Here is a 22,688-nt window from a genome sequence, read left to right on the forward strand (position 1 = left end):
CTCCACGCAGCAGGGCAATAGGGCAATAAGGCAATAGGGCAATAGGGGTTAGACAACGTGAAATTGCCGACCTCGCCACGGGCGGATCCGCTCCCTTATTGCCCTACTGCCCTATTGCCCTATTGCCCTCCTCCCCTATAGCCTCTCGCCGTCTTTTCAGCGGAGTGACCATGGACCTCGGACTGGGCGGCAAGGTGGCCGCAATCACGGGCGCAAGCGTCGGCATCGGGCTCGGCGTCGCTGAAGCCTTCGCGCGCGAGGGCGCGCATGTCGTGATGGCGGCGCGCGGCCGCGACAGGCTCGAGGCTGAAGCAAGCCGCATCGCCAAGGAATTCGGCGTGCGCGCCGTGGCCGTTGCCTGCGACGTGGCGACAGTGGAAGGAGCCGATGCGCTCGTCGCTCAGGTAAAGAAGGAGTTCGGGGGCGCCGATATCCTCATCAACAACGCCGGCACGGGTTCCAACGAGACGATCATGGAGGCTCCCGACGAGAAGTGGCAGGCCTATTGGGAACTGCACGTCATGGCCGCGGTCCGTCTGGCGCGCGGTTTCGTGCCGATGATGAAGGCGCGCGGTGGCGGCGCCATTCTCCACAACGCTTCGATCTGTGCGGTGCAGCCGCTCTGGTACGAGCCGATCTACAACGTCACCAAGGCTGCGCTGCTGATGTTCTCCAAAAATCTCGCCAACGAGGTGATCAAGGACAACATCCGCGTCAACACCGTCAATCCCGGGCTTATCCTGACGCCCGACTGGGTGAAGACCGCCAAACAGCTCACCGCCGAGAGCGGCGGCGATTACCAGGCCTATCTGCAGTCCGTCGCCGACGAGCATGCGCCGATCAAGCGCTTCGGCACGGTCGAGGAGCTGGCGAACTTCTTCGTGTTCCTGTGCTCCGATCGCGCCAGCTACTCCGTCGGCTCGACCTACCATGTCGACGGCGGCATGCTGAGAACCGTTTAGAAGGTGCCGCCGCAACTCGTCATTTTCGATTGCGACGGCGTGCTGGTGGACAGCGAGCCGATCTCGATCGAGGTGCTGCTCGCGGTCATTGCCGAAGCCGGCGGCACGGTCACGGAGGCGGTCGCCTATGAGCGCTTTCTCGGCCGCTCCATGGCGACGATCAGCGGGCTGTTGCGCGAGGAGTTCGGCCTCGCCTTCGGCGACGGCCATCTGGAGCGAATGCGCGCGGCGGTCAACCACCGCTTCCGGCAGGAGCTGAAGCCGATCCCGGGCATTCGCGACGCGCTCACCCGCCTCACCGGCAAGCGCGCGGTTGCCTCGTCGAGCCAGCTCGAACGCATCAGGCTGTCGCTGGAGTTGACAGGCCTGCGCGAGCTGCTGGAGCCGCATATCTACAGTGCCTCCATGGTCACGCGCGGCAAGCCGGCGCCGGACCTCTTCCTACATGCGGCGCGCGACATGGGTGTCGCGCCGGCGGACTGCATAGTGATCGAGGACAGTCCGGCAGGGATCATGGCTGCCAAGGCGGCCGGCATGCGCGTCTTCGGCTTCGTCGGCGGTTCGCATGCTCTCCGCGCCGGACTGTTTGCGACATTGAGCACGATGCAGCCGGACCTCATCTTCGACGACATGCGGCAGCTGCCGAAGCTGCTGGAAGCGTCGGGGCCCCCTCCACCACGCTTCGCGTGGTCCCCCTCCCCCGTAAACGGGGGAGGATCCACGTTGGGGCCGGCCGCGGCCTCGGATCCTTCCCTGCGAAGCGGGGGAGGGGGACCGCCGAAGGCGGTGGAGGGGGCCCGGATGACGCTCGCGACCTCGATCGGAAAGTACGTCTGCGCCGTCGATGTCGGCACTGGCTCCGCCCGCGCCGGCATCCTCGATAGCGCGGGCACGCTCCTCGGTCGCGCCGAGCACCCCATTCTTATGAACCAGCCGAAGTCCGGCCATGCCGAGCACGATTCCGAGGACATCTGGCGCTCCGTGTGCCGCGCCGTGCAGGGCGCCCTCGTCAATTCCGGCGTGCGCCCGGCCGACGTCGCCGGCATCTCCTTCGACGCGACCTGCTCGCTGGTCGTGCGCGGAGGCGACGGGGCGCAGCTCGGTGTCTCGACCTCAGGTGGCGATCGCTGGGACACGATCGTGTGGCTAGATCATCGCGCGCTCGATGAGGCCGACCAGTGCACGGCGACCCGCCATGACGTGCTCGACCACCTTGGCGGCGTCATGTCGCCCGAGATGCAGACGCCGAAGCTGATGTGGCTGAAGAAGAAGCGGCCCGATACATGGGCACGCGCGCGCCACTTCTTCGACCTTGCCGATTTCCTGACCTGGAGGGCGTCAGGCTCGGCGGCACGCTCGCAATGCACGCTCGCCTGCAAATGGACCTATCTCGCCCATCGGGAGCCGGGCTGGCGTCGCGATTTCTTCGAAGCCGTCGGCATCGGCGACATGCTGGAACGTGGCGGGTTGCCAGAACGCGCAAGTCTTGTCGGAACCGATCTCGGCCCGCTCACCGAAGAAGCGGCCGTCGCGCTCGGTCTGACAACGGACTGCCGGGTCGGCGTGGGGTTGATCGACGCCTATGCCGGCACCCTCGGGGTGCTCGCCGGCTTCATCGGAGATACCGCAACAATTGACCGGCATCTTGCGCTCATCGCCGGCACATCGAGCTGCGTGATGGCAATGGCCACCGAGCCGCGCTCGTTCAACGGGGTCTGGGGGCCTTATTTCGGCGTGACGCTGTCGGGGCTCTGGATGTGTGAGGGCGGCCAGTCGGCGACCGGCGCGTTGCTCGACCATCTGATCCGCTGGCATCGCGCAGGCGGCGAGCCGGACGCAGCCATGCACCGGAAGATCGCCGCGCGCGTGATGGAGCTCAGGCAGGCCGAGGGGCTCGACCTCGCCGGGCGCCTGCATGTGCTGCCCGATTTCCACGGCAACCGCTCGCCGCTCGCCGACCCGCATGCGGTCGGGGTGATCAGCGGGCTCGCGCTTGATGCCACCTTCGACAGCCTCTGCAAGCTCTATTGGCGCAGCTGCGTCGGGATCGCTCTCGGCGTACGCCACATACTTGATGCGCTCAACGAGCGAGGCTTCGTCATCGACACGTTGCATGTGACTGGCGGCCACACCCGCAACCCGCTGCTGATGGAGCTCTATGCCGACGCGACCGGCTGCACGGTGGTGGAGCCGCAGGCCACGGATGCGACGCTGAGCGGCACCGCGATGGTCGCCGCCACCGCCGCCGGCCTCTATCCCCACCTTGCCGCGGCCTGTGCAGGAATGCAGCAGGGCGGCGTGGCCCGCAAGCCGAACCCTGCGGCCCGCGAACGCTTCGAGCGCGATTACCGCATCTTCCTGGAGATGCATCGGCAGCGGCGACAATTGGACGTGCTGGGGTAGATGCAGTCAGGGCGATCTGTGGTCGAGCACCCAATGGAGCCACGTTGAATATCCATTGGGGGATATCCAGATATCTGGTATGAATATGCCACGTGGAGGACGGAATGCCGCTTTATATTCGCGACGACAGCGTCAATGCCCTGGTAGATGAATTGCAGAGACTTACCAATGCCTCTAGCAAGACCGAGACCGTGTGTTCCGCGCTGGCGAACGAAATCAGACGCCAAAAGCGCAACAAGCCGCTCATGGAGCGAATTGCTGCTATCCAGGCAAAAGGTCGCGCGCTTGGACTTCCGAACCCTGCCTTTGATATGAAGGCCTTCAGCGATGATCTCTCAGATGATCTGTAATGTTCATCGATGCGTCCGCCATCGTGGCGATCCTCAATAGTATGGGCGATTGCTTCGCCTATGCCTGTGCCAAGTCGCATCGCCTGGCGTTGCTCTACAAGGGCAACGATTTCGGTCATACCGACATAGAAGCTGCTTAGCCCGTCGGTGCATGCCTACTTGAAGATGGCCACAGCTTCTGTTGCAGGATGATTCATCCCCTGCGGCTGAAACAATTGAAACATTTGTTGGACGGTCCTGAAAAACGATAGAAATGCTGGAGGGCTAATGGGTCAGTGACCACGGCAGCCGTGATGCCTCTCGATGGTCGGAGGATCGGTGCCGTGCACTCCAACGGGAGGACCCTATGACCAACGTCAGCATTTCGACGATTGGCGCGACGCCGATCGTCATTCCGCCGGAAGAGCTTGATGCATTGAGAGCCGGCTTGCGCGGCTCGGCCTGCACGCCGACGGACCCTGGCTACGATGAAGCCCGCACGATCTGGAACGCAATGATCGATCGCCGGCCGGGCCTCGTCATCCGCTGCCAGGGTACGGCCGATGTGATCCGCGCCGTCGAGCTCGCAAAGAAGTACGGCCTTGTCGTCGCTGTGCGCGGCGGCGGGCACAACATCGCCGGCAGCGCCGTGTGCGAGGGCGGCCTGCTTATCGATCTGTCTCCGATGCGGTGGGTGCGGGTCGATCCCGAGGCGACGCGCATGAATGTCGGTCCGGGTGCGACACTTGCCGATGTCGATCGCGAGGCGCAGGCCTTCGGGCTGGCGCTTCCGACAGGCATCAACTCGACGACGGGCATCGCCGGTCTGACGCTTGGGGGCGGCTTCGGTTGGCTCACCCGCAAGTTCGGGATGACGATCGACAACCTGATTTCGGCCGACGTGGTGCGAGCCGACGGCCAGCTCGTCAAGGCAAGCGTGACTGACAATGCGGACCTCTTCTGGGCGCTGCGCGGCGGCGGCGGCAATTTCGGCGTGGTCACCAATTTCGAATTCAAGCTCCATCGCGTCGGGCCCGAGGTGCTCTCGGGTCTGGTGGTGCACCCCTTTGCGGACGCGAAGAAGATCCTCACCGCCTATCAGCCGCTGCTGTCGGAGGCGCCCGACGAGCTGACCTGCTGGTCTGTCATGCGCAAGGCGCCGCCGCTGCCCTTCCTGCCGGCCGAATGGCATGGCCGCGAAGTGCTGATCCTTGCTATGTGCTGGGTTGGCGACATGGCCGCGGGGGAAAAAGCGATGGCCAAGCTGCGCGGATTGGGAAAGCCGATCGTCGACGTCGTCTCGCCGCATCCTTTCGTCGGCTGGCAATCTGCGTTCGACCCTCTGCTTACGCCTGGCGCAAGGAATTATTGGAAGACGCACGACTTCGATCGCCTAGATGAAGGATTGATCGACACGCTGATCAAGGCAGTCGGTGAGCTGCCTGGCCCGGAATGCGAAGTGTTCGTCGCTCATGTCGGAGGCGCGATGAGTCGTGTTCCGATCGGCGCCACCGCCTATCCGCAGCGCGATGCGCACTACACCATGAACGTGCATACCCGCTGGCGCGAAGCGAGGGAGGATGCTGCCTGTATCGGCTGGGCACGCGACCTCTTCGATGAGGCCGGCAAATACGCCCTCGGCAGCGCCTATGTGAACTTCATGCCCGAGGACGAAGGCGACCGGATCGAGAAGGTCTACGGCCCGAATTATCATCGTCTGCGCGAGGTCAAGTGGCGCTATGACCCGGGCAACCTCTTCCGCGCGAACCAGAACATCCGGCCGATGAAGACCTGAGGCGCTTTGAGCATCGGATTCTACCGACAGGCCCCCCATCGGGTCCGATGCTCTGTCACACGCTTGTCGAATCGCCGGAGCGGCGGCCACTGCGCCCCTGGTGGCCGCCGCAGCTCTGCCTGCTCATCCCTCGCTTTGAGAAGCTCGGTTGTAGTGCAGCAGCGTGAAGCAGTTGCTGCTTCCCGACTTCACTTGCGAGAGAACGGGTTCTGATCGATCGAGCCACTCCTGATGTGACCTGGCATCGGCTTCGATCTGGTCGGCGGGCTTCAACGCGATAAAGTCCTGCCCCTTGCTGAACAGCCAACATGCCCTGCCGAGGAATCTTCGGCTGCGCTGACGCAGGAGATCGGCATCCCAGAGAACGTCCAGCACCTCCCGCTTTATCTTCTGCTCCTTTTCCGGATTTGCGACCGCAGCCTCCACAGCTCCGTCGCCGATCGCATCGTGCAGGTCCTTGTAGTCGTAGGCGAGCTGGGTGCTGGCATATTTGATGTCGCTCTCGTCCCTGACGATGTTGAACCAGAGGGTAGGATCGATCTCGTTGACCACGAAAGAGGACTGGAAGTCTTCGGAAAGGTTCATGATTTCGACGCCTCGAACATCGACATCGCGCTCGACAAGAAAGATATTGGCGACCTGCCTCGCAAGCTCCGGTCCATGGACGCGTGTGGCGCCGTTGGCTCCGCCTTTTTCCGGATCGACATAGGGTCCGCCGTCGTCGAGCAGCGGATCGAATTCGCTCAAGGATTCGAGGACTGCTGCGCCGCGGGCGAGACGGGATGCCATCTTGGCCAAGACCTGCTGGAGCTCGGCTTCGCGCTTGCGCTGGTCCTGATAGTTCTGCTGGAAGAAGAAGATGAAGAGCGACACGCCGATGCCGATCAGGATCACGCCGAGCTGGGAGAAGGTGTTGCGGTAATATTCCAGCAGCTTCTCGCGATGCCGCGCGTCCTGGCGCACGCTGTGCGCCACGAGGTAGTTGAAGACGAGCGAAATGATGATGAGCCCGGTTCCAACCAGGATGAGACCGCCGATCAGAACGTAGCCGTGACCCGAGAAGGCTGCGAGGTCCATAATCAGGAGGGCTTTCTTGCGATAAAGATCCGCTCACCGGGGGTGATGGAGTATTTCACGGAACGGGCGCCATCCACGACAAATTCGGTCAGCAGGAAGCCGGCCCGTCTCACCCGATCGCGGAAGTCACGCCCATATCGCCGAACATGGTCCTCCTGCCCGAAATGTACCCGCCGATCGCGCCTGTCGGTAATGTTGGGATCCTCGTAACTCGTGTCCCATCCCTCGACCATCGGCACCGCAAGTAGGGCAACGCCGCCCGTCTTGAGAACGCGAAACAGTTCCGGCAGGGCGGCGCCATCATCGACATGTTCGAGGACATGCGAGCAAATCAAGCCGTCGAAACTTCCATCGGCCAGGTCGATCGTTTCTATGTTGAGCTTAAGATCGACGTCATCGCGGAAGAGGTCGGCAGTCACGTATTCGGAGCACAGCGGCCGCACGAATTGAGAGACAGCCTGCTCGGGAGCAAAGTGAAGCAAGCGCGCATTGGGAGGAAGCAGGCTGTCATGGTCAAACAGGAGTTTGAGCAATCTGTGCCTTTCGACTGAATGGCAGCTTGGGCACATCGCATCGGGGCGCGGAGTTCTTCCATGGGGTGCGAACTCTCCATCGTATCCGCAGATGGGACAGTGCCGCGGATATAGACCCGCTACAAAATCGCCGTGATCCAGTTTCCTCGCCGCTTTACGAAGGGCATTGGCGAGGAGCGTTCGGGCGTCCATCTGCTCGTGCCCCGAAGGTGGGATGACCGCAGCCTAGGCCGGAGTCGCCCCTCATGCCGGGATAGTCAGCTGCCTGTCGCCAACGGGCCGGCCAGAGATCATCGCGCAAAATGCCGATCGTTTCCAGCGCGATCTAACCTAGCGGCTGCCCGATCGTCGCGAAGGACGAACACCGCAGTTCCGGGTTGGACCCTCCAACCGGTGTTGTGATCTATGTTCGTCTGCGGCTTGGAGTTACTGCAGGCGCGGCTTCTTGAGAAAGCTGTCGCGGTCAGCAGATTTGACCCGCAGCCACATGCTGCGGTTGTCGCGCACGACCTGGATGGGGATTTCGGTTCCTGCAGGCCCGCTGCTCCAGACCTTGCGGTAGAAATCGGCCAGACCGTCTACTTCCTTGTCGCGAACGTCGGAGATGATGTCGCCGCGCCGCAGGCCGGCCGCGGCAGCTGGGCCGCGCTCGGCCACGTTGATGATCATGACCTTGCCGTCGCTTTCGGCCGAATAGATACCAAGCCACGGCCTCGGCGGCTTGTTGACGTGGCCGTAACTCAGCATGTCGTCGAGAATGGGCGGCAAGAGGTCGATAGGCACGACCATGTTGATGTCCTGCTGCGTCCCGTCGCTGGTGAGCCCCTGCAACAGGAGCGAGCCGACGCCAAGCAGCTTGCCATCGGACCCGATTAGCCCGGCACCGCCCCACGACGGATGTGCCGGCGCGGTGAAGATCGCCTCGTCGAGCAGATATTCCCAGTAGCCCGCGAATTCCTGCTTGCCGACGATATGCGCATGCACGAACTGACCGCGATCACCGCCGGCGAGGACGACAGGATCGCCGAGCTCGGCGGAGCCTGCGTCGCCGAGATCCAAGGCCGGGAGCTCGAGCGGTCCGAGCGCCTGTACCAGCCCGAATCCCGTCTCCTGGTCGTAGGCGAGCGCGTGCGCTGGAATGACGCGTCCGCCGGCGCTGGTCAGCCACACATTGTCGGCCTCGGTGATCAGGTAGCCAATGGTGAGCACAAGCCCACTCTCGCGGATGACCACGCCGCTTCCGGCGCGTTCCGTGCCGAGAATATCGGCCGTGAAGCCGTCCTCCGGTATCGAGGAGTGTACAGCCACGATCGACTGCAGGGTGCGCGCGATATCCAAGCAATACTCCCTAGCGACGCGCTCGCGGCGAAGGCCGTGGACGCCGGCCGCCGGTTATCGGTTTACCTGATTAGGTAAAGCTTGGCAGCCCTCATGCAAGTACCAACTGGCGGACAGATCGGTGTGCTCGCGTTTGATCAGCCTGCCATCGGACGCCGAATGCAACCGCGGCCGGCCGTTGGATAGCTGCTTTCGTCTCGGCCGCCATTCGGGCCTTCCCCTTGTAGTTTAAATCAAATTCAAGGGAGCTGGTTTGCATTTTCCTTATTGGGCGTTGCTAATGTTCGGATCGCGGCGGGCATACATGGAGGCACCATGGAAACCGATTTCGCCGTCTTGCGCCAATATCTGGAAGGAGCCTGGCTCCAAGCTCGCGGGGACGATGAGACCAGCAGCATTGTGAGGGAGGCACTTGACGCATTGATAGACGAAGTCACACTCGCCGAGCACAGACCGCCCAGGCGCGGGGCAGAAATCGTGATGTTCTCCAGGCGGGCGCGTTCATCCTGATCAACTCGTTCGTCGCCACAGCATCCCAACTCAAAGCAGGGCAATCGCATATGGCGGCGCGGACCCCCGCTCCGCCTCGCTTCGCTCGGCACCTCTCCCCCTCAAAAAGGGGAGAGGAAGGGCGCCTGCCGCTGCGGCCGGCGCTTCCTCTCCCCCGTCGACCGGGGGAGAGGTGGTTCGCGAAGCGAACCGGAGTGGGGGTCGACCTCATAGGCGATTACCCTGGGAAGGGGACCCTCGGCGCAGTATCACCCCTTCAGGCGCGCCCGTAGCTTGCCGTAATAGCCCCTCAGCGTCGGTAATCGTTCCTGAAGCATGTCCAGCCTTTCGTCGGACGGCTTCAGCCTGCCGGAATAGAAATCATCGAGTACTGACTTGTGGATGGCCAGCGCATCCTCGTCAGCCTCCGGCACCACGGTCGAAACCCGCGTCGGCAGCGTCTTGCCCTTCACCTTGATGCGATCGAGCTCGACGACCGTGAAGCGCGCGGCGGCGAGCTCGGCGGTGAGCTCACCGAGCAGGATGGGAACGTCGTAGTTCTTGGTCTCGCCTTCGAGCCGGGCTCCGAGATTGACAGCGTCGCCGAGCGCCGAATAGTCGAAACGGTGCTCCGAGCCCATATTGCCGACGACGACGTCGCCGGTGTTGATGCCCACGCCGATGGCGAGCCAGATCGGTTCCTCGCCGGCGGCCTGCGCTTCCTTCGCAAGTTCGTCATTGAGCGCATCGAGAGCCTTCAGCATGCCGAGGGCGGCTTCGACCGCATGCACCGCATGGTCGGGGTCGTCGAGCGGCGCGTTCCAGAAAGCCATGATGGCATCGCCGATATATTTGTCGATCGTGCCGCCACACGAGAGAACGACCGCCGATAAAGGGTTGAGCAGCCGGTGCATCAGGGTGGTCAATCGCTCCGGCTCGTCTTTCAGCGCTTCGGAGATGGTGGTGAAACCGCGCACGTCGCTGAACAGGATCGACAGCGTCTTGCGCTCGCCACCGAGGCGAAGCCGCGCGGGCTCGGCGGCGAGGCGGTCGACGAGCACTGGCGAGAGATATTGCTGGAATGCGCGGGTGATGCTGCGCCGCAAACGCCGTTCGGCTGCGTAATCACGCGCAGTTTGTGCTGCCGCGACTGCAACGAAGGCAAACGCCGGCGCGACCGGCGGTACGTATAGCTGGGCGAAGCGGAGAAGCAGAAAGCTCCCAGCGACTGAGACGGCGACTGCAAGCGCAGCAAAGAGCGCGGTTACCCAGCTTGTGTTGCGCCAGATCGCGACCGCTGCGGCAAGCACAGCGAAAATTGTGAGAGCTGCAACCAGGAAAGGCGATGCCGTGGCAATGAACAGGCCCTTGGTGATGTTTTCGTAGATGGTGGCCTGAATTTCGGCTCCGGCGACGAGATGTTTGCTGCGCAGCGTGAAGGAGGTGGCGTAGCTGTCCGCCCCGCCTGCTTCGGCGGAAGGGGACGACTGTAGCGACAGCCCGACGATCGCGACCCGGCCTCGAAAGAAATCCTTGGGCAGGAATTCGGCCGGCTTCAGCGCCTGGTAATAGGAGACGGTCTGAAAGCTGCGCGCCGGGCCGAAGGTCTGAAGCAGCGCCTCATCGGGGATGTCGGCGGGCGTGACGCCCGCGCTTTTTGCGAGCACGGCGGCAAAGCCGTCGGGATAGCGGGGGATGCGGCGCAACGTGCCGTCATTGTCGAGCGCGATGGAGGCAATGCCCGTCATGGCGCCGGCCGCGAGCAGTTCCGGCAGCGGCTCGACCCGCATCACCTGATCGGCCTGCGGCGTTGCGATCACCGTCTGGTCGCCTGCGAGCGTCACGTCGGGGCCAAGCGCGGCGGCAAGCGCTGCATCCGCCGCCGCGTCGGTAGACGGCTCGGCGAAGATCATATCGAGCCCGATCGCCTTTGTGCCGGCCTCGCGCAGCGCCTTCACCAGATCTGCGTGCAGGCTGCGGGGCCAGGGCCATTGCAGGCCGATTTCGGCGAAGGAGGGTTCGTCAATTGCAACGATGACCGGGGCATCGTCTGCGACCTCAGGCGGCAGAAGCGTGGACAGGTAGTCGAAGGCACGCGCCTCGATCAGCTTCCAGGGCTCGGTCGGTGCAATGGAGCCGAGCACCCCAATAGTGATGATGGCGATCAGGCCAATGCTGCGCCAGCGGTTCGCCTGCTCGGCCGCCGCCCGCCGGCGATTGGTGAGCAGGGAACGGAGGGCGGCTAGGCGGCTCAAGGGAGGGCGCCTGCAATAGCGACGTCGCGCCCTTTCGCACCCCCCTCTGGCCTGCCGGCCATCTCCCCCTCAAGGGGGGAGATCGGACGGCCGCTTTGATTTCGCCAATCGGCAGCGCCGCAGATTGGCGAAACCATCCAAGACAGCCAATCTCCCCCCTTGAGGGGGAGATGTCCGTCAGGACAGAGGGGGGTAAGCAGCGCCGCCCGCCTTCGATGAGTTAGGGCTGGTGCCCTCGTGCCCACGTCAGAACCTGACCTTCAGCGAACCAACGATCGAGCGACCCCAGCCGGGAATGGAAGGGGCGACTTCGAACTCCTGGTCGAAGAGATTGTAGGCCGCAAGGTCGAGCTCGAATCGCTTATCGAAGGGCTCCCAGGTGAGGAAGGCATCAGCCGTCCAGTACTCGGCTAGCGTCGTCCCGGACAGGTCGCCGTCCCTTTCGCCCACATAGGTGGCGGCGAGCGTGACCTTGAGGTTGATCGGGTTGACCCAGCTTATGCCGACGCGCCCCAACATATCGGGAACGAAAGGAATAGGTCCGTCGAAGCCGGGCGTCTTGTTCTTGGAATCCAGCCAGGCGACAGTTCCGAACGCGCCGAAACCGTGACCGAGCCAGACATTCGCTGTCGCGCTCACGCGCTCGAGGGTGCCGTCGCTCAGCGGTGTGGCGTCGATTGTTGCCGGCTGCGGGATGGAAATGTTTGTCAGGTTCTGGTGCTGGTAATCGACAGTTGTGAAGAAACGGCTGGTCCACTCCGCGTCCCAGCGCGCGATGAAGGTGTCGGAATAGCCGTCGAGCGCGAGCGGCACCTGGTTGGACTGCAGCCCCAGCACGCCGATTGGTGCCAGGGTGGTGTTGGTGAATGACGCCGACTCCCTCATGAAGCCCGCGCGCAGCCATTGGCCTTCGGCGGGCGCCCAGGCCACGCCGAGGCGCGGCTCGAAACGATCGGTGGAGAGCGAATCGCCATTGAGGCTGGTCCCGAACGCCGCAGCTTCGAATTTCAGATCCTGCGTGATCTCGTAAAGCGCGTCTATATAGGCGCGGCCCAAGGTCAGGTTGAGCTCCTGACGCTCGCTGATGGGATCCTGCGGGATGGGGAAGCCTCGGATTACCAACGTCGACGTCTGAAGATTGGACGCTTCGTAGTCCAGAGTGCCTCCCTCGACGCCATATCTGAAGGTCAGATCACCCACGCCATAAGCGTGGCCGACTGCGGCCAAATAGGACGTTTGTTTGACCTGGCCTTCGATGGAACTGTCCAAGCCGGCCGGACCGAAGATCGTATCGTTGACGATTACGCCGCTTTCGTTGCTGCTCCGGTCGAATCCAGTGGCGAAAACCGCAGCGTTGACGACATTGCGATATCCGAATGTGTGGCTCCACCCGAGACCCGCAGTGGCAGTCTTGTCTTCGACGGTTCTGTCGTAAGTGCCGCCGCGGATCAGGGCGTCGATCGAAAAACCGAACGGAGTGGGGTAGCTGAACGGAACCGGTGGGTTCAAAGCTACCACGCCATCCAGTAGATCGGGCTTGTTTTCGTTCAGGTTCACATACGCAACGACGCGATCGTTCGGCGTCGGCTTGACCGCGATATAGCCCGTACCGGTGACGTTCTGGAGCTGAAGGTCGAACTGCGAAGTCGGGTCCGCAAGGCCAGGTGTGAAGCCTTGGCGGAAATCCTTCGAACGTTCGGCATTGACCTGTCCGTAGAAGCTCCACGGCACGGGATCGGCAATATAGCCCTGAACCTCGCCTTCGGTCGTCCAGCCCCAGTCCTGGCCCCGGCCTTCAGTCTCGCCGTTGTTGATGAAGCCGCCGCCGATCGAGCCTTCGACAAACGGTCGCCGGAAGAGGTTCGCTGTCCGCGACCGGCCGGACAGCATCAGCGGATCCAGCATCAGGCCTTGGAAGAAGGCAGAGAAGGATGAGTTGTTCGACTCTGGGTCCGTCAGCAGGCTGCCATGGCCGAGATTGAGCGCGAAGGAAGCCGCGCTGCCGGCTAGCGCCTGGTCGATATAGCCGGTCGCCGCGAACGGGTCGAAGGTCACGTCGCCATAGTAGCGGCCCCAGGCATTGAGCCCTTGCAGGCGGAAGGCTTCGTTGAGCAGCGATCCAGCATCGCGATTGGCGCTGAGCGAGGCAAAGTTGCCGCCGCGGGCCTGGGCCCGCCGCAGCGTCTCCTGCGCGCTCTCGATCGCGCGGTCGGAATCGTAGTCGTCGATTGCGATCGCCGTCTCGACGCTGGTGGTGACCGGATCGTTGGGGTCGAGGCGATCGGCATTCTCCAGCGCCTGCTCGGCCGGTTCAAGCTGTCCGCTCTCGTAGTAGCCGCCGGCGAGCAGGAGGAGCGCCTGCGCATAGGCGGGGTTGGCGGTGGAGCCGGCGAGCAGATCCTGCATGGCCTTGTCCATCTCGCCGGTCTGCAGGTGGTAACGCCCGCGCGCGACAAGCGCGATGTCGAAGGAGGGGTCGACGGCCATCGCCTTGTCGATCAAGGCCTTGGCTTCCTTGACCCTGTCCTGGTCGAGATAGAGGATCGCCAGGTTGGCGTAGGAGACAGGGTCGTAAGGGTCGAGCTCGATCGCCCGTTTGAAGGCCGCTTCCGCTTCGCGCTCGGCATTGCGCGAGCTCTGGATGTTGCCGATCGCGTTCCAGACCGAGCTCGATCCCGGCGCGATTTCAGCGGCGCGGGAGAGATCGGCAAGCGCGCCGTCGAGATCGCTTTTGATCCCGGCCTTGTAGTTGGCGCGGGCCTCCAGCGCAGTCGAGTCGTCCGGGTCGATGGCGAGGGAGCGGTCGACGGCCGCCTTGATCTGGTCGCGGTCGTCGACGAGAAGTGCGAGCTGTGCACGAGCGGCAGGCAAGGACGGATCGTTCGGATAGCGCGCTTCGGCCCGCTTGATGACGTCGATCGCCGCCGGGATATCCTTCAGGAAGCCGGCGGTCCAGGCTTCCACAAGGGCGGCATAGGGCCCGCCGTCCCCGATGGTGGGAGGCCGCTCCACACGCTTCGGATCGGCGAGCGCCCGAGCGAAATAGCCGCCGTAAAGCGCAATTGCCCTGCGCTTGGCATCGAGCCGAGGCGCCGCCCTTTCGAACAGCCTTGCCGACTCTCCGTATTTCTGCTCCGAGCCGGCGGCGAGCGCGTCGATCAGGTCGAGCCGCGCCTTCTGAGATGGCGACAGCTGGAACTTGCGCGCTTGTGCTGCAGCGTCGAGCGCCGCCTGCTTGCCGTCATAGGAAAGCGAAACTTCGGCGAGCGTCAGCCAGTCTTCCGCGCTGCGTGCTAGTACCGGAATCGCCGCGACGCGCGATCTCTCGCGGCGCATTTCGGGGCTTGAGAGCGGCGAGACCGGCATCCACCCGAAGGAATTGCGAAGCGACAGGTAGAAGAGCATCTGCTCGCGGTCTTTCGGGTCGACGATCACGACCTTGGTCGGTGCCTGTCCTATCCGGGCAACTGCGGCCTCGCCGCGAGCGACGCTGACGGAGCCGAGTTCATTGGAGAGTTGGACCACGCCTTCGAGCACGATCAGCGAGGTCTTGTCGCCCTCGACTGTCATCGACCAGTCCGTGCCGCGGATCGCCGCCGCCGCTGCAGGCGTCTCGATGGTGAGGCCCTGGCCGCCGCGCTCGGCGCGCGCCCAGATCGCGCCGGCCTGCAGGCCGAGCACCGTATCCTCCGCGGCTCCAACCTTCTTCACGAGCAGCGTGGTATTGCGCGCCATGCGGATCTGGGTGTGGTCGGCGAACAGAACGGCAAGATTGCCGGTGGCGTTGGTGCGCAGCATGTCGCCGGGCAGGAGGTCCTGTTTGATGTCGACGCTGCGCCAGGGCGGCAGGTCGATGAACAGCACTTCCTCACCGGATTTGCGTGCGATCACCGAGCCGGCCGGCGTCGAGGCGCGTTGAACGACCTCCGCGGAGGCAGGGATAGCCGTGCTGAGAAGCGCTGCCGCCGTCAGTGCCGAGAGAAAACTGCGCATATGTGAGATTGTCTCCCCACCCCGGCGGGCGTTATTGGAGAGCAAATTCCCACTGTCAAGATTTCCGTTTGCCGGCCGAGCGTGAATCCGGCATTCATCGACAATTCGGCAACAACATCAGGCAGACACGCTAAACTTATGAAGAAAAGCACCAAGACCAGCCCGTCGGGCGAGGGGGCAGACCACCAAGCGAAGCCTGCTTTCAAGGGGACCGAGGCGGATGCGCGGGAGTATCTGGTTCATCTCGAGAAAATCAACTCGGTCTATTACGACCAGATCAAGATCGCCGACCAGAAGGCGGCCTTCATCTTCACCTTCATGCTGGCCTTCCTGGTCTCTTCGGCCGAAGGCAGCAGCGTCTTCAAGATGGAGCGCTACATGAGCGGCAAATGGCCGCTGATGATATCTTCGGCGATTCTTGCCGTCGCTGTCGCCATTTCGCTCGTCAGCGCGATCCTCGTCGTCCTGCCGCGCCACCGCGCCAAATCGACCTCGCTCTACTGGGGCGGATGGAAGGCGAACCGGGAAATGTTCATCGCCGCGCATGACTCGCGTGATCCGAACTATCTGTTCAACGAGTATCTGAGCAACGTCGATAATCTGGCGATGATCAACCGCTCGAAATATCGGCATGTGAGCCATTCCTTCAGGGGCCTGATCGTGGCGGTGCTGGCCTACCTGGCAATCCTCGTGGTGGGCTCGGCCGTTCCAACTCCTTAGGGACGTTCCGAAAACGATCCCGGGGTTCTTGCAGTAAGAACCTGCGTAGACAAACCAATCCAGGCGCGCATTTGTAGGGCCACCCACGAATCCGGCCTAATCAGGAGGGCGAAACATGGCATTCGACATCATCGTCAAGGGCGGCGTCCTGCCTGACGGGGGGAGGGCCGATATCGGCATTTCGGGCGACCGCATCACGGCAATCGAGCCGGCGATCGCGGCGGAAGCCGGCGAGCTCATAGACGCGACGGGAAACCTTGTTTCGCCGCCCTTCGTCGACCCCCATTTCCACATGGATGCGACGCTCTCCTACGGCATTCCGCGTATCAACGCGTCCGGCACGCTGCTCGAAGGCATTGCGCTCTGGGGCGAACTGAAACCGCTCTTGACGCATGAGGCGGTGCGCGAGCGCGCGCTTGCCTATTGCGACTGGGCAGTGTCAATGGGATTGCTGGCGATCCGCACCCATGTGGACGTCTGCGACGACCGGCTGCTCGCGGTGGAGGCGCTGCTCGAGGTGAAGAGGCTGGTCGCGCCCTATATCGACCTGCAACTCGTCGCGTTTCCGCAGGACGGCCTCTACCGCTCGCCGAACGCGAGACAGAACACGATACGGGCGCTGGACCTCGGCGTCGATGTGGTCGGCGGCATCCCGCATTTCGAGCGCACGATGGCCGACGGGCGCCGCTCGGTGACGGAGCTCTGCGAGATTGCGGCGGCGCGCGGCCTGATGGTTGATATGCATTGTGACGAGACCGACGATCCGCTGTCGCGCCACATCGAGCAGCTCGCCTACGAGGCTCAACGCCTCGGTTTGCAGGGCCGGGTGGCCGGCTCGCACCTCACCTCCATGCATTCCATGGACAATTATTATGTCTCGAAGCTCCTGCCGCTCATCGCCGAAGCGGGTGTTTCGGCGATCCCCAACCCGCTCATCAACATCGTGCTCCAGGGCCGCCATGACACCTATCCGAAGCGGCGTGGGCTCACCCGCGTTCCGGAAATGATCAAGGCCGGCGTCCGCGTCGGCTTCGGCCAGGATTGTGTGCTCGACCCCTGGTATTCGCTGGGGACGGCAGACATGCTGGACGTCGCTTTCATGGGCCTGCACGTCGCGCAGATGACGAGCCCTGCCGACATGCGCCGCTGCTTCGACATGGTCACAGCGGTAAATGCAGAGATCATGGGTCTTCAAGACCATGGCCTTGCGGTGGGCAAGCAGGCGAGCCTCGTCGTGCTGGATGCAGGAAACCCGATCGAGGCAATCAGGTTGAGACCAGAGCGGCTATGTGTGATCGCCAAGGGGAAGATTGTCGCGAGGCGGCAGAGGCAGGACACCAGACTTGCGCTGCCGGGGCGGCCGGCAAACGTGAACAGGCGGCATAGGGCGGGCTAGCATGACTCCGAACCGAAGGTCAGCGCAGCAAAAGTTGCAGACTTTTCGGACAGGATCACGCGCCAAAACAAGAGCTAGAACAGCCCAGCTTTCGACGGCGGAATCGGCGCTACATTCGGCAGGACAACGGGACCGGAGGACTTGGGCGCAGGCGCCGAGCCGGACTGTGCGGCCGCGCCGGCGGCTTCCGATGGAGGGGCATTTCCGCCTAGCAACGACTTGACCGCCTGCGCGGTCGCGGCCTCAATATCGGTGACCTCATCGGGCGGCAGCGTCGTGTCGTCGGAATCGAAAACACGCGTGAACTGCCGGTCGTCCACGACGATGACCCCGTCGCCCGGTATCTGCATCTTGCGCTCCTTGCCGTCGGCGCAGACCATCGGCGCTTGGGTGTCGCCGCCGGGCCAGGCGGACAGCTGGCAATCGACATCCTCGAACCAGTTGCTCTTGTTGTCGGCGAAGGACATGCGGAAAGTACCTTTGCCGATGCGGGTGATCAGGTCGCCATTGTCGGCGATCCAGGCCCAGTGCAGGGGCTCCGGCAACTGGTCGTCGCGCGACCAGGGCGAGGCGACCATCGGCGCCTGCTTGTAGCCGCCTTCGAGCGCGACGCGATACCAGGTCATGGCCGACGCGTATTCGGGCGGCAGGTCTGGCTTCTCGTCGGAGAAAATGTGATCCGCGCCGTCTTTCAGCGCCTCTATGTTCTTGGGCGTGAAGGCGAAACTCGTGTCGGCGCCGCTGACCACGTTTGGGTCGACACGTCGGTCAAAGGCGTGCACGACCGCGCCGCTGCCCACGAGGAACAGCGACGACACTACACAGAACTGTACAAGACGCGACATAGCGGATGCACTTTAGCATCGGATGAAGCATTGGTGAACTGGCGGCGGGGATTGCCCGGGGCGACCGCAATTGCGGAGAAATAGCCCTCGAATGCCTGTCTTGCCGGGCATTCCTCCACGGGGAGATCGGCCGGCGGCTAGCGGATATCTTGTGGATTTCGGCGGAAGAGGACTCCATATTCTGATCATGGAGCCCTGGCCGTGAAACTGGCATGCGCGGCCCTTTTCGCTGCGGCTCTCGCAGCGCTTGCTTCTGTCGCCTCCCCACCCGTTGCAGGGCAGGAGAGCGGCAAGCCCGGTTTCGCTCTTGCCATCGACATTGACGGTGCGATCGGCCCCGCGAGCGCCAGGTACTTGAACGAGGCACTTACCGCCGCGAGGGAACGGCAGGCCGCGGTGGTGATTCTCAGGCTCAACACGCCGGGCGGCCTCGTCACCAGCATGCGCGAGATGATCGCCGACATCATCGCCTCGCCCGTTCCGGTCATCGGCTACGTTACCCCGTCGGGCGGACACGCTGCCAGCGCCGGGACCTACATCCTTTACGCGACGCATATTGCGGCGATGGCGCCCGGGACCAATATCGGCGCCGCGACGCCGGTCGAGATCGGCGGGCCGCCATCGTTCCTCCCGGGCGGCAAGGACGGTGAGGAGGGCAAGGACAAGGGGGCGCCCGGGCCGCAGCCTCAGGATACGATGGCAGCGAAGATCACCAATGATTCGGTCGCTTTCATCCGAAGCCTGGCCGAATTGCGCGGCCGCAACGCCGACTGGGCCGAAAGCGCGGTCCGCCAGGCGGCGAGTCTGTCGGCGAGCGCGGCGCTGAAGGAGCGCGTAATCGATCTCATCGCCGGCGACACGACGGAGCTTCTCGCGCTTGTCGACGGCAAGGTAGTCCAGACGGCCGGCGGCCGGCTGACATTGGCAACCAAGGGCCTGCGGGTGGAGATGTTCGAGCCCGGCTTGTTCATCCAGCTTCTCTCGGTCATTACCGACCCGAACACCGCCGTCATCCTGATGCTCGTCGGCGTCTACGGCATCGCCATCGAGTTCATGACCCCGGGCGCGGTTGCTCCCGGTGTGATCGGCACGATTTCCCTGCTGCTCGGGCTTTACGGTCTCAACCTGCTGCCGATCGACTACGCAGGCCTCGGCCTGATGGTCATTGGGATCGCCTTCCTGGTTGCCGAAGCCATCAATCCGACGGTGGTGCTCGGGCTGGGCGGCGTCACCGCCTTTCTTTTCGGCGCAGCAATGCTGCTCAGGGTCGAGGCGCCGGGATACCACATCTCCCTGCTGATCATGGGCAGCGCCGCGGCGGCGACGCTCGGCCTCGCGCTGCTGGCCGGCAGCTATGTCTGGGCCACCCGCAAGAATCCGCCGCGCGTCGGGGCGGCGTCGATGCGCGGGGTGGCGGCCGAAATCCTCGACTGGTCCGGAGGCAAGGGGCACGCTCGTGCAGAGGGTGAGCGCTGGCGGGCCGAAGGCGAGGGCCCTTTCATGCCCGGCGAGCGCGTCGAGGTGATCGGCGTCAGGGGCCTGACCCTGCAGGTTCGGCGCCGGGCCGCGCTCAGGCAAAGCGATGGAGAAGGATCATGAACCTGACCTTGCTCGTCTATCTGGTGATCGCGCTTGTCGTGATTCTGTTCCTCTCCTCGGCCGTCCGCGTGTTGAGAGAGTACCAGCGCGGTGTGGTCTTCACGCTCGGGCGTTTCACCGGCGTGAAAGGCCCTGGCCTCATCATCCTGATCCCCTTCGTGCAGCAGATGGTGAAAGTCGATCTCAGGGTCGTGGTGCAGGACGTACCCTCGCAGGATGTAATCTCGCGCGACAATGTTTCGGTGAAGGTGAATGCGGTGCTCTATTTCCGCATCGTCGACCCCGAACGGGCGATCATCAAGGTCGCGGATTTCATGGCCGCGACCAGCCAGCTTGCCCAGACCACGTTGCGCTCGGTGCTCGGCAAGCATGAGCTCGACGAAATGCTCGCCGAACGCGACAAGCTGAACAGCGACATACAGGAGATCCTCGATCAGCAGACCGACGCCTGGGGCATCAAGGTAACGAATGTCGAGATCAAGCATGTCGATCTCAACGAAAGCATGGTCCGCGCCATCGCCAGGCAGGCCGAGGCCGAGCGGCTCAGGCGCGCCAAGGTGATCAACGCAGAGGGCGAGCAACAGGCCGCGGAGAAGCTGGTCGAAGCCGGCAGGATGCTTGCGAAGGAGCCGCAGGCGATGCAGTTGCGCTATTTCGCGGCGTTGCACGACGTCGCCGGCGAGCGGTCATCGACGGTGGTTTTCCCGGTGCCAATGGACCTGCTAGGGCATTTTAAGCCGAATTCCCGCACCGAAGCGGGAAAGTGAGTCTGTGCCGGATTTCGCAACGCCAATATCGTGATCTGGTGAAGGCCTGTGACCATTCGCGACGGTGAAATGCTAGGCGAGGGGAAGCTTGCCGTGTCCTCGGTCCGTGATGCTAGACGGGATATCTAAATGGAGTTATATGGATATCCCATGGCTCTCTACATAAAAGATTCTACCGTTGACGACTTGGCCGAACAAGTGAGGGTTCGGCTTGGGGCGCGCACGAAAACCGCTGCGGTGCGTGCTGCGCTTAAGCACGAATTGCAGCGCATCGAGGCCGAAATCCCGCTCCGCGAAAAATTGACTGCACTGCGGACGAGGGCGCGCGAGCGCCTTGGCCCGCCGCTTCATGACATTGACTTGAAGAAGCTGATGGATGAGCTGTGGGAGGAAGGTAGTGAGTTTCGTTGACGCCTCTGTCATCGTCGCGATCCTGAACGAAGAGCCCGGATTCGAGGAATTGGAGAAGCGGCTTGGCGAACCAGGGGGGCAACTCTACGTGTCGCCTATGGTCCGCTTCGAGGCGGTGGCTGCCGTGGTGAAGACGCGCGCTCATGCCACCACGGGCAAGCTGAACCGAGCCGAAGCGATTGCAGAAGCCCGCACGCTCGTTGACGCCTTCATTGAAGTGACGAAGGCACGCGAACTCGTGATCGACACCCGCGTCGGCTCTGGCGCGCTTGATGCCATGGCCAGCTACGGCAAGCTCGCGGGCCATCCCGCCGACCTGAACCTTGGAGATTGCTTTGCCTATGCCGCTGCGAAATCGCATCGGCTGCCCCTGATCTATAAGGGCAATGACTTTTCTAAAACCGATCTTGCCTAGACTCGCGCGACCGGCCTCTGCTCCTGCGCTGGCCGCCTGATCTTGCCGACGGCCTCCAGCACCAAGGGCTTCAGGCCGGCGCCGCCGGCCTCGACGATCTCGAAGAACTGGCGGCGCATGCGTGGATCCCAGAAATCATTGATATGCTTTGCGACGCCTGCGACCGCTTCGTCATGCGGCATCGACTGGAAGAAGACCGCGATCTGGTTCGCCATATAGACGAGCTTCTCCGCTGTCGTTTTCGTGTCATGCGACATGCTTGGCAACTCCAGTCGTCACCCGCTGAGGGTGCGTGAAAATATCGAACTCCTCGCCGCGGACGAGCGCGACGAGCGTCATGCCGGCCTCCTCGGCTGTGCGGATGGCGAGCGCTGTCGGCGCCGAGACTGCAATGATGATCGGCGCGCCGACAGCCGCCGTCTTCTGCACCATCTCGACCGAAACGCGGCTCGTCACTACCACTGCGCCGCTCGGCCCCTCGATGCCGGATCTCGCCAGCGCGCCGGCCAGCTTGTCGAGCGCGTTGTGGCGGCCGACATCCTCGCGCGCGGCAACGATGCCCTTGCCGGGCACATAGAAGCCGGCGGCATGTACCGCACCGGTTTCGGCATGCAAGGGCTGCAGCCTGGAGAGCATTTTGACGGATTGCGTGACGTCGCCGGCTGCAAGCGTAAGTGCGGGCTGACGAACGTCCCCGACCGAGCGCATGGCCTCCTCGATCGACTCGATGCCGCAGAGCCCGCAGCCGACCGGCCCCGCGAGCCGGCGGCGCCTTGCCTCGAAGCGCGTGTTGGCCGTGTCCTTCAGCCTGATCTGGATATCGATACCGGCTCCGAGATCCTCGACCTCGATCGCCTCGATCTCGTCAGGGGACGAGACAATGCCCTCGGTGAGGGAGAAGCCCAGCGCAAAATCCTCGAAATCGGCCGGCGACGCCATCATCACCGCATGCGTCGTGCCGGCATAGGAGAACGCCACCGGCGTCTCCTCCGGCACCATCCGGTTGGCCGCCGACATGCCGCTCGCGCGACGTGCGAGGCGCGAGGTGGAGGTGATCGGGGGGCGGGTCATTGATGACAACCCTCTTCTCCCCGTTCCGAGATTGTCCAGGAAACGGGGACGAGGGAGATGCCGTCCTTCGGCAAGCTCAGGAGGCAGATGAGGGGCGGCGCGAACCTTCGAGGGGAGGCGCTGCCCCTCATCCGGCCCTTCGGGCCACCTTCTCCCCATAAACGGCAGGGCTGTCCGGGGAAAATTTCTGGTGAATCGAAATGCCGCAGGCGCATGCCCCGCAAGACGGGGATTTTCCGTCTACCTTCTGGTTGTCGAGACTCAGAAAGGGGACGGGGCATGCGCTTTTC

The 22,688-nt window shown here is 63.4% G+C and carries 18 protein-coding genes and 2 pseudogenes; 12 read left to right on the forward strand and 8 right to left on the reverse strand.

Features of this window, described 5'->3' with window-relative positions; translation table 11 throughout:
• Positions 1 to 170 precede the first annotated feature (170 nt).
• From SAZ10_RS29270 to SAZ10_RS29295, 6 genes and pseudogenes are all read left to right on the forward strand, one after another.
• Positions 171 to 962, forward strand: coding sequence for an SDR family NAD(P)-dependent oxidoreductase (locus tag SAZ10_RS29270; RefSeq protein WP_318612986.1), 792 nt, complete (start codon positions 171 to 173; stop codon positions 960 to 962).
• A gap of 3 nt (positions 963 to 965) precedes the next feature.
• Positions 966 to 1,589, forward strand: a pseudogene (locus tag SAZ10_RS29275) (HAD family hydrolase); the annotation flags it as partial.
• A gap of 174 nt (positions 1,590 to 1,763) precedes the next feature.
• The gene (locus SAZ10_RS29280) at positions 1,764 to 3,365 is read left to right on the forward strand and encodes an FGGY-family carbohydrate kinase (protein WP_318613007.1); all 1,602 of its coding nucleotides are present in this window, start codon (positions 1,764 to 1,766) and stop codon (positions 3,363 to 3,365) included.
• A 104-nt stretch (positions 3,366 to 3,469) separates the two neighbouring features.
• Entirely contained in the window at positions 3,470 to 3,715 is a 246-nt protein-coding gene (locus SAZ10_RS29285) for a type II toxin-antitoxin system VapB family antitoxin (protein ID WP_318612987.1), read from the forward strand.
• 38 nt (positions 3,716 to 3,753) lie between these two features.
• Positions 3,754 to 3,855: pseudogene (locus tag SAZ10_RS29290) on the forward strand (type II toxin-antitoxin system VapC family toxin); the annotation flags it as partial.
• Between the two features lie 206 nt (positions 3,856 to 4,061).
• A complete protein-coding gene (locus SAZ10_RS29295; protein WP_318612988.1) occupies positions 4,062 to 5,489 on the forward strand; it encodes an FAD-binding oxidoreductase in 1,428 nt (475 codons plus the stop codon).
• Positions 5,490 to 5,612: 123 nt separating this feature from the next.
• On the opposite strand, the gene SAZ10_RS29300 is transcribed toward SAZ10_RS29295, so the two are convergent.
• From SAZ10_RS29300 to SAZ10_RS29320, 5 genes are all read right to left on the reverse strand, one after another.
• Complete coding sequence (locus SAZ10_RS29300; RefSeq protein ID WP_318612989.1) at positions 5,613 to 6,566, reverse strand: hypothetical protein; 954 nt, start codon at positions 6,564 to 6,566, stop codon at positions 5,613 to 5,615.
• Positions 6,567 to 6,568: 2 nt separating this feature from the next.
• Positions 6,569 to 7,291 carry a methyltransferase domain-containing protein gene (locus tag SAZ10_RS29305; RefSeq protein WP_318612990.1) on the reverse strand — a complete coding sequence of 241 codons (723 nt, stop codon included), beginning with the start codon at positions 7,289 to 7,291 and terminating at the stop codon, positions 6,569 to 6,571.
• A gap of 234 nt (positions 7,292 to 7,525) precedes the next feature.
• Entirely contained in the window at positions 7,526 to 8,437 is a 912-nt protein-coding gene (locus SAZ10_RS29310) for a S1C family serine protease (RefSeq protein WP_318612991.1), read from the reverse strand.
• Positions 8,438 to 9,195: 758 nt separating this feature from the next.
• On the reverse strand, positions 9,196 to 11,154 hold the full coding sequence (locus tag SAZ10_RS29315) for a CHASE2 domain-containing protein (protein ID WP_412535320.1): 1,959 nt from the start codon (positions 11,152 to 11,154) through the stop codon (positions 9,196 to 9,198).
• Between the two features lie 273 nt (positions 11,155 to 11,427).
• Complete coding sequence (locus SAZ10_RS29320; RefSeq protein WP_318612993.1) at positions 11,428 to 15,174, reverse strand: FecR domain-containing protein; 3,747 nt, start codon at positions 15,172 to 15,174, stop codon at positions 11,428 to 11,430.
• Positions 15,175 to 15,312: 138 nt separating this feature from the next.
• On the opposite strand from SAZ10_RS29320, the gene SAZ10_RS29325 reads away from it, so the two are divergent.
• Together SAZ10_RS29325 and SAZ10_RS29330 are read left to right on the forward strand one after the other, a co-directional pair.
• Positions 15,313 to 15,894, forward strand: coding sequence for a Pycsar system effector family protein (locus SAZ10_RS29325; RefSeq protein ID WP_318612994.1), 582 nt, complete (start codon positions 15,313 to 15,315; stop codon positions 15,892 to 15,894).
• Between the two features lie 115 nt (positions 15,895 to 16,009).
• Entirely contained in the window at positions 16,010 to 17,290 is a 1,281-nt protein-coding gene (locus tag SAZ10_RS29330; protein WP_318612995.1) for an amidohydrolase family protein, read from the forward strand.
• A 74-nt stretch (positions 17,291 to 17,364) separates the two neighbouring features.
• Here the strand turns inward: SAZ10_RS29330 and SAZ10_RS29335 are convergent, their stop codons facing one another.
• Complete coding sequence (locus tag SAZ10_RS29335; protein ID WP_318612996.1) at positions 17,365 to 18,135, reverse strand: hypothetical protein; 771 nt, start codon at positions 18,133 to 18,135, stop codon at positions 17,365 to 17,367.
• 201 nt (positions 18,136 to 18,336) lie between these two features.
• On the opposite strand from SAZ10_RS29335, the gene SAZ10_RS29340 reads away from it, so the two are divergent.
• From SAZ10_RS29340 to SAZ10_RS29355, 4 genes are all read left to right on the forward strand, one after another.
• The gene (locus SAZ10_RS29340; protein WP_318612997.1) at positions 18,337 to 19,734 is read left to right on the forward strand and encodes a nodulation protein NfeD; all 1,398 of its coding nucleotides are present in this window, start codon (positions 18,337 to 18,339) and stop codon (positions 19,732 to 19,734) included.
• Positions 19,731 to 20,501 (forward strand): slipin family protein, encoded by a 771-nt coding sequence (locus SAZ10_RS29345; protein WP_318612998.1) that lies wholly within the window; start codon positions 19,731 to 19,733, stop codon positions 20,499 to 20,501. Before SAZ10_RS29340 ends, SAZ10_RS29345 begins: the two co-directional genes overlap by 4 nt.
• A 150-nt stretch (positions 20,502 to 20,651) precedes the next feature.
• Entirely contained in the window at positions 20,652 to 20,912 is a 261-nt protein-coding gene (locus tag SAZ10_RS29350) for a type II toxin-antitoxin system VapB family antitoxin (RefSeq protein WP_318612999.1), read from the forward strand.
• Positions 20,899 to 21,327, forward strand: a complete 429-nt coding sequence (locus tag SAZ10_RS29355) for a type II toxin-antitoxin system VapC family toxin (protein ID WP_318613000.1) — start codon at positions 20,899 to 20,901, stop codon at positions 21,325 to 21,327. The genes SAZ10_RS29350 and SAZ10_RS29355 overlap by 14 nt, the downstream gene beginning before the upstream one ends.
• On the opposite strand, the gene SAZ10_RS29360 is transcribed toward SAZ10_RS29355, so the two are convergent.
• Positions 21,324 to 21,584 carry a formate dehydrogenase subunit delta gene (locus tag SAZ10_RS29360; RefSeq protein ID WP_318613001.1) on the reverse strand — a complete coding sequence of 87 codons (261 nt, stop codon included), beginning with the start codon at positions 21,582 to 21,584 and terminating at the stop codon, positions 21,324 to 21,326. The two genes, SAZ10_RS29355 and SAZ10_RS29360, sit on opposite strands and share 4 nt — an antisense overlap.
• A complete protein-coding gene (gene fdhD / locus SAZ10_RS29365) occupies positions 21,574 to 22,398 on the reverse strand; it encodes a formate dehydrogenase accessory sulfurtransferase FdhD (RefSeq protein WP_318613002.1) in 825 nt (274 codons plus the stop codon). The genes SAZ10_RS29360 and fdhD overlap by 11 nt, the downstream gene beginning before the upstream one ends.
• Positions 22,399 to 22,688: the final 290 nt, after the last annotated feature.

The sequence above is a fragment of the Mesorhizobium sp. BAC0120 genome (assembly GCF_033542235.1).
In the GTDB taxonomy this organism is placed as follows: domain Bacteria; phylum Pseudomonadota; class Alphaproteobacteria; order Rhizobiales; family Rhizobiaceae; genus JAWRCU01.

Bases quoted from the DNA above. Each gene is read 5' to 3' on its own strand.
- fdhD (WP_318613002.1), bottom strand. From the start codon at position 22,398: ATGACCCGCCCCCCGATCACCTCCACCTCGCGCCTCGCACGTCGCGCG.
- SAZ10_RS29345 (WP_318612998.1), top strand. From the start codon at position 19,731: ATGAACCTGACCTTGCTCGTCTATCTGGTGATCGCGCTTGTCGTGATT.
- SAZ10_RS29335 (WP_318612996.1), bottom strand. From the start codon at position 18,135: ATGTCGCGTCTTGTACAGTTCTGTGTAGTGTCGTCGCTGTTCCTCGTG.
- SAZ10_RS29280 (WP_318613007.1), top strand. From the start codon at position 1,764: ATGACGCTCGCGACCTCGATCGGAAAGTACGTCTGCGCCGTCGATGTC.
- SAZ10_RS29320 (WP_318612993.1), bottom strand. From the start codon at position 15,174: ATGCGCAGTTTTCTCTCGGCACTGACGGCGGCAGCGCTTCTCAGCACG.
- SAZ10_RS29285 (WP_318612987.1), top strand. From the start codon at position 3,470: ATGCCGCTTTATATTCGCGACGACAGCGTCAATGCCCTGGTAGATGAA.
- SAZ10_RS29295 (WP_318612988.1), top strand. From the start codon at position 4,062: ATGACCAACGTCAGCATTTCGACGATTGGCGCGACGCCGATCGTCATT.
- SAZ10_RS29305 (WP_318612990.1), bottom strand. From the start codon at position 7,291: ATGGACGCCCGAACGCTCCTCGCCAATGCCCTTCGTAAAGCGGCGAGG.
- SAZ10_RS29270 (WP_318612986.1), top strand. From the start codon at position 171: ATGGACCTCGGACTGGGCGGCAAGGTGGCCGCAATCACGGGCGCAAGC.
- SAZ10_RS29360 (WP_318613001.1), bottom strand. From the start codon at position 21,584: ATGTCGCATGACACGAAAACGACAGCGGAGAAGCTCGTCTATATGGCG.
- SAZ10_RS29300 (WP_318612989.1), bottom strand. From the start codon at position 6,566: ATGGACCTCGCAGCCTTCTCGGGTCACGGCTACGTTCTGATCGGCGGT.
- SAZ10_RS29330 (WP_318612995.1), top strand. From the start codon at position 16,010: ATGGCATTCGACATCATCGTCAAGGGCGGCGTCCTGCCTGACGGGGGG.
- SAZ10_RS29325 (WP_318612994.1), top strand. From the start codon at position 15,313: ATGAAGAAAAGCACCAAGACCAGCCCGTCGGGCGAGGGGGCAGACCAC.
- SAZ10_RS29350 (WP_318612999.1), top strand. From the start codon at position 20,652: ATGGCTCTCTACATAAAAGATTCTACCGTTGACGACTTGGCCGAACAA.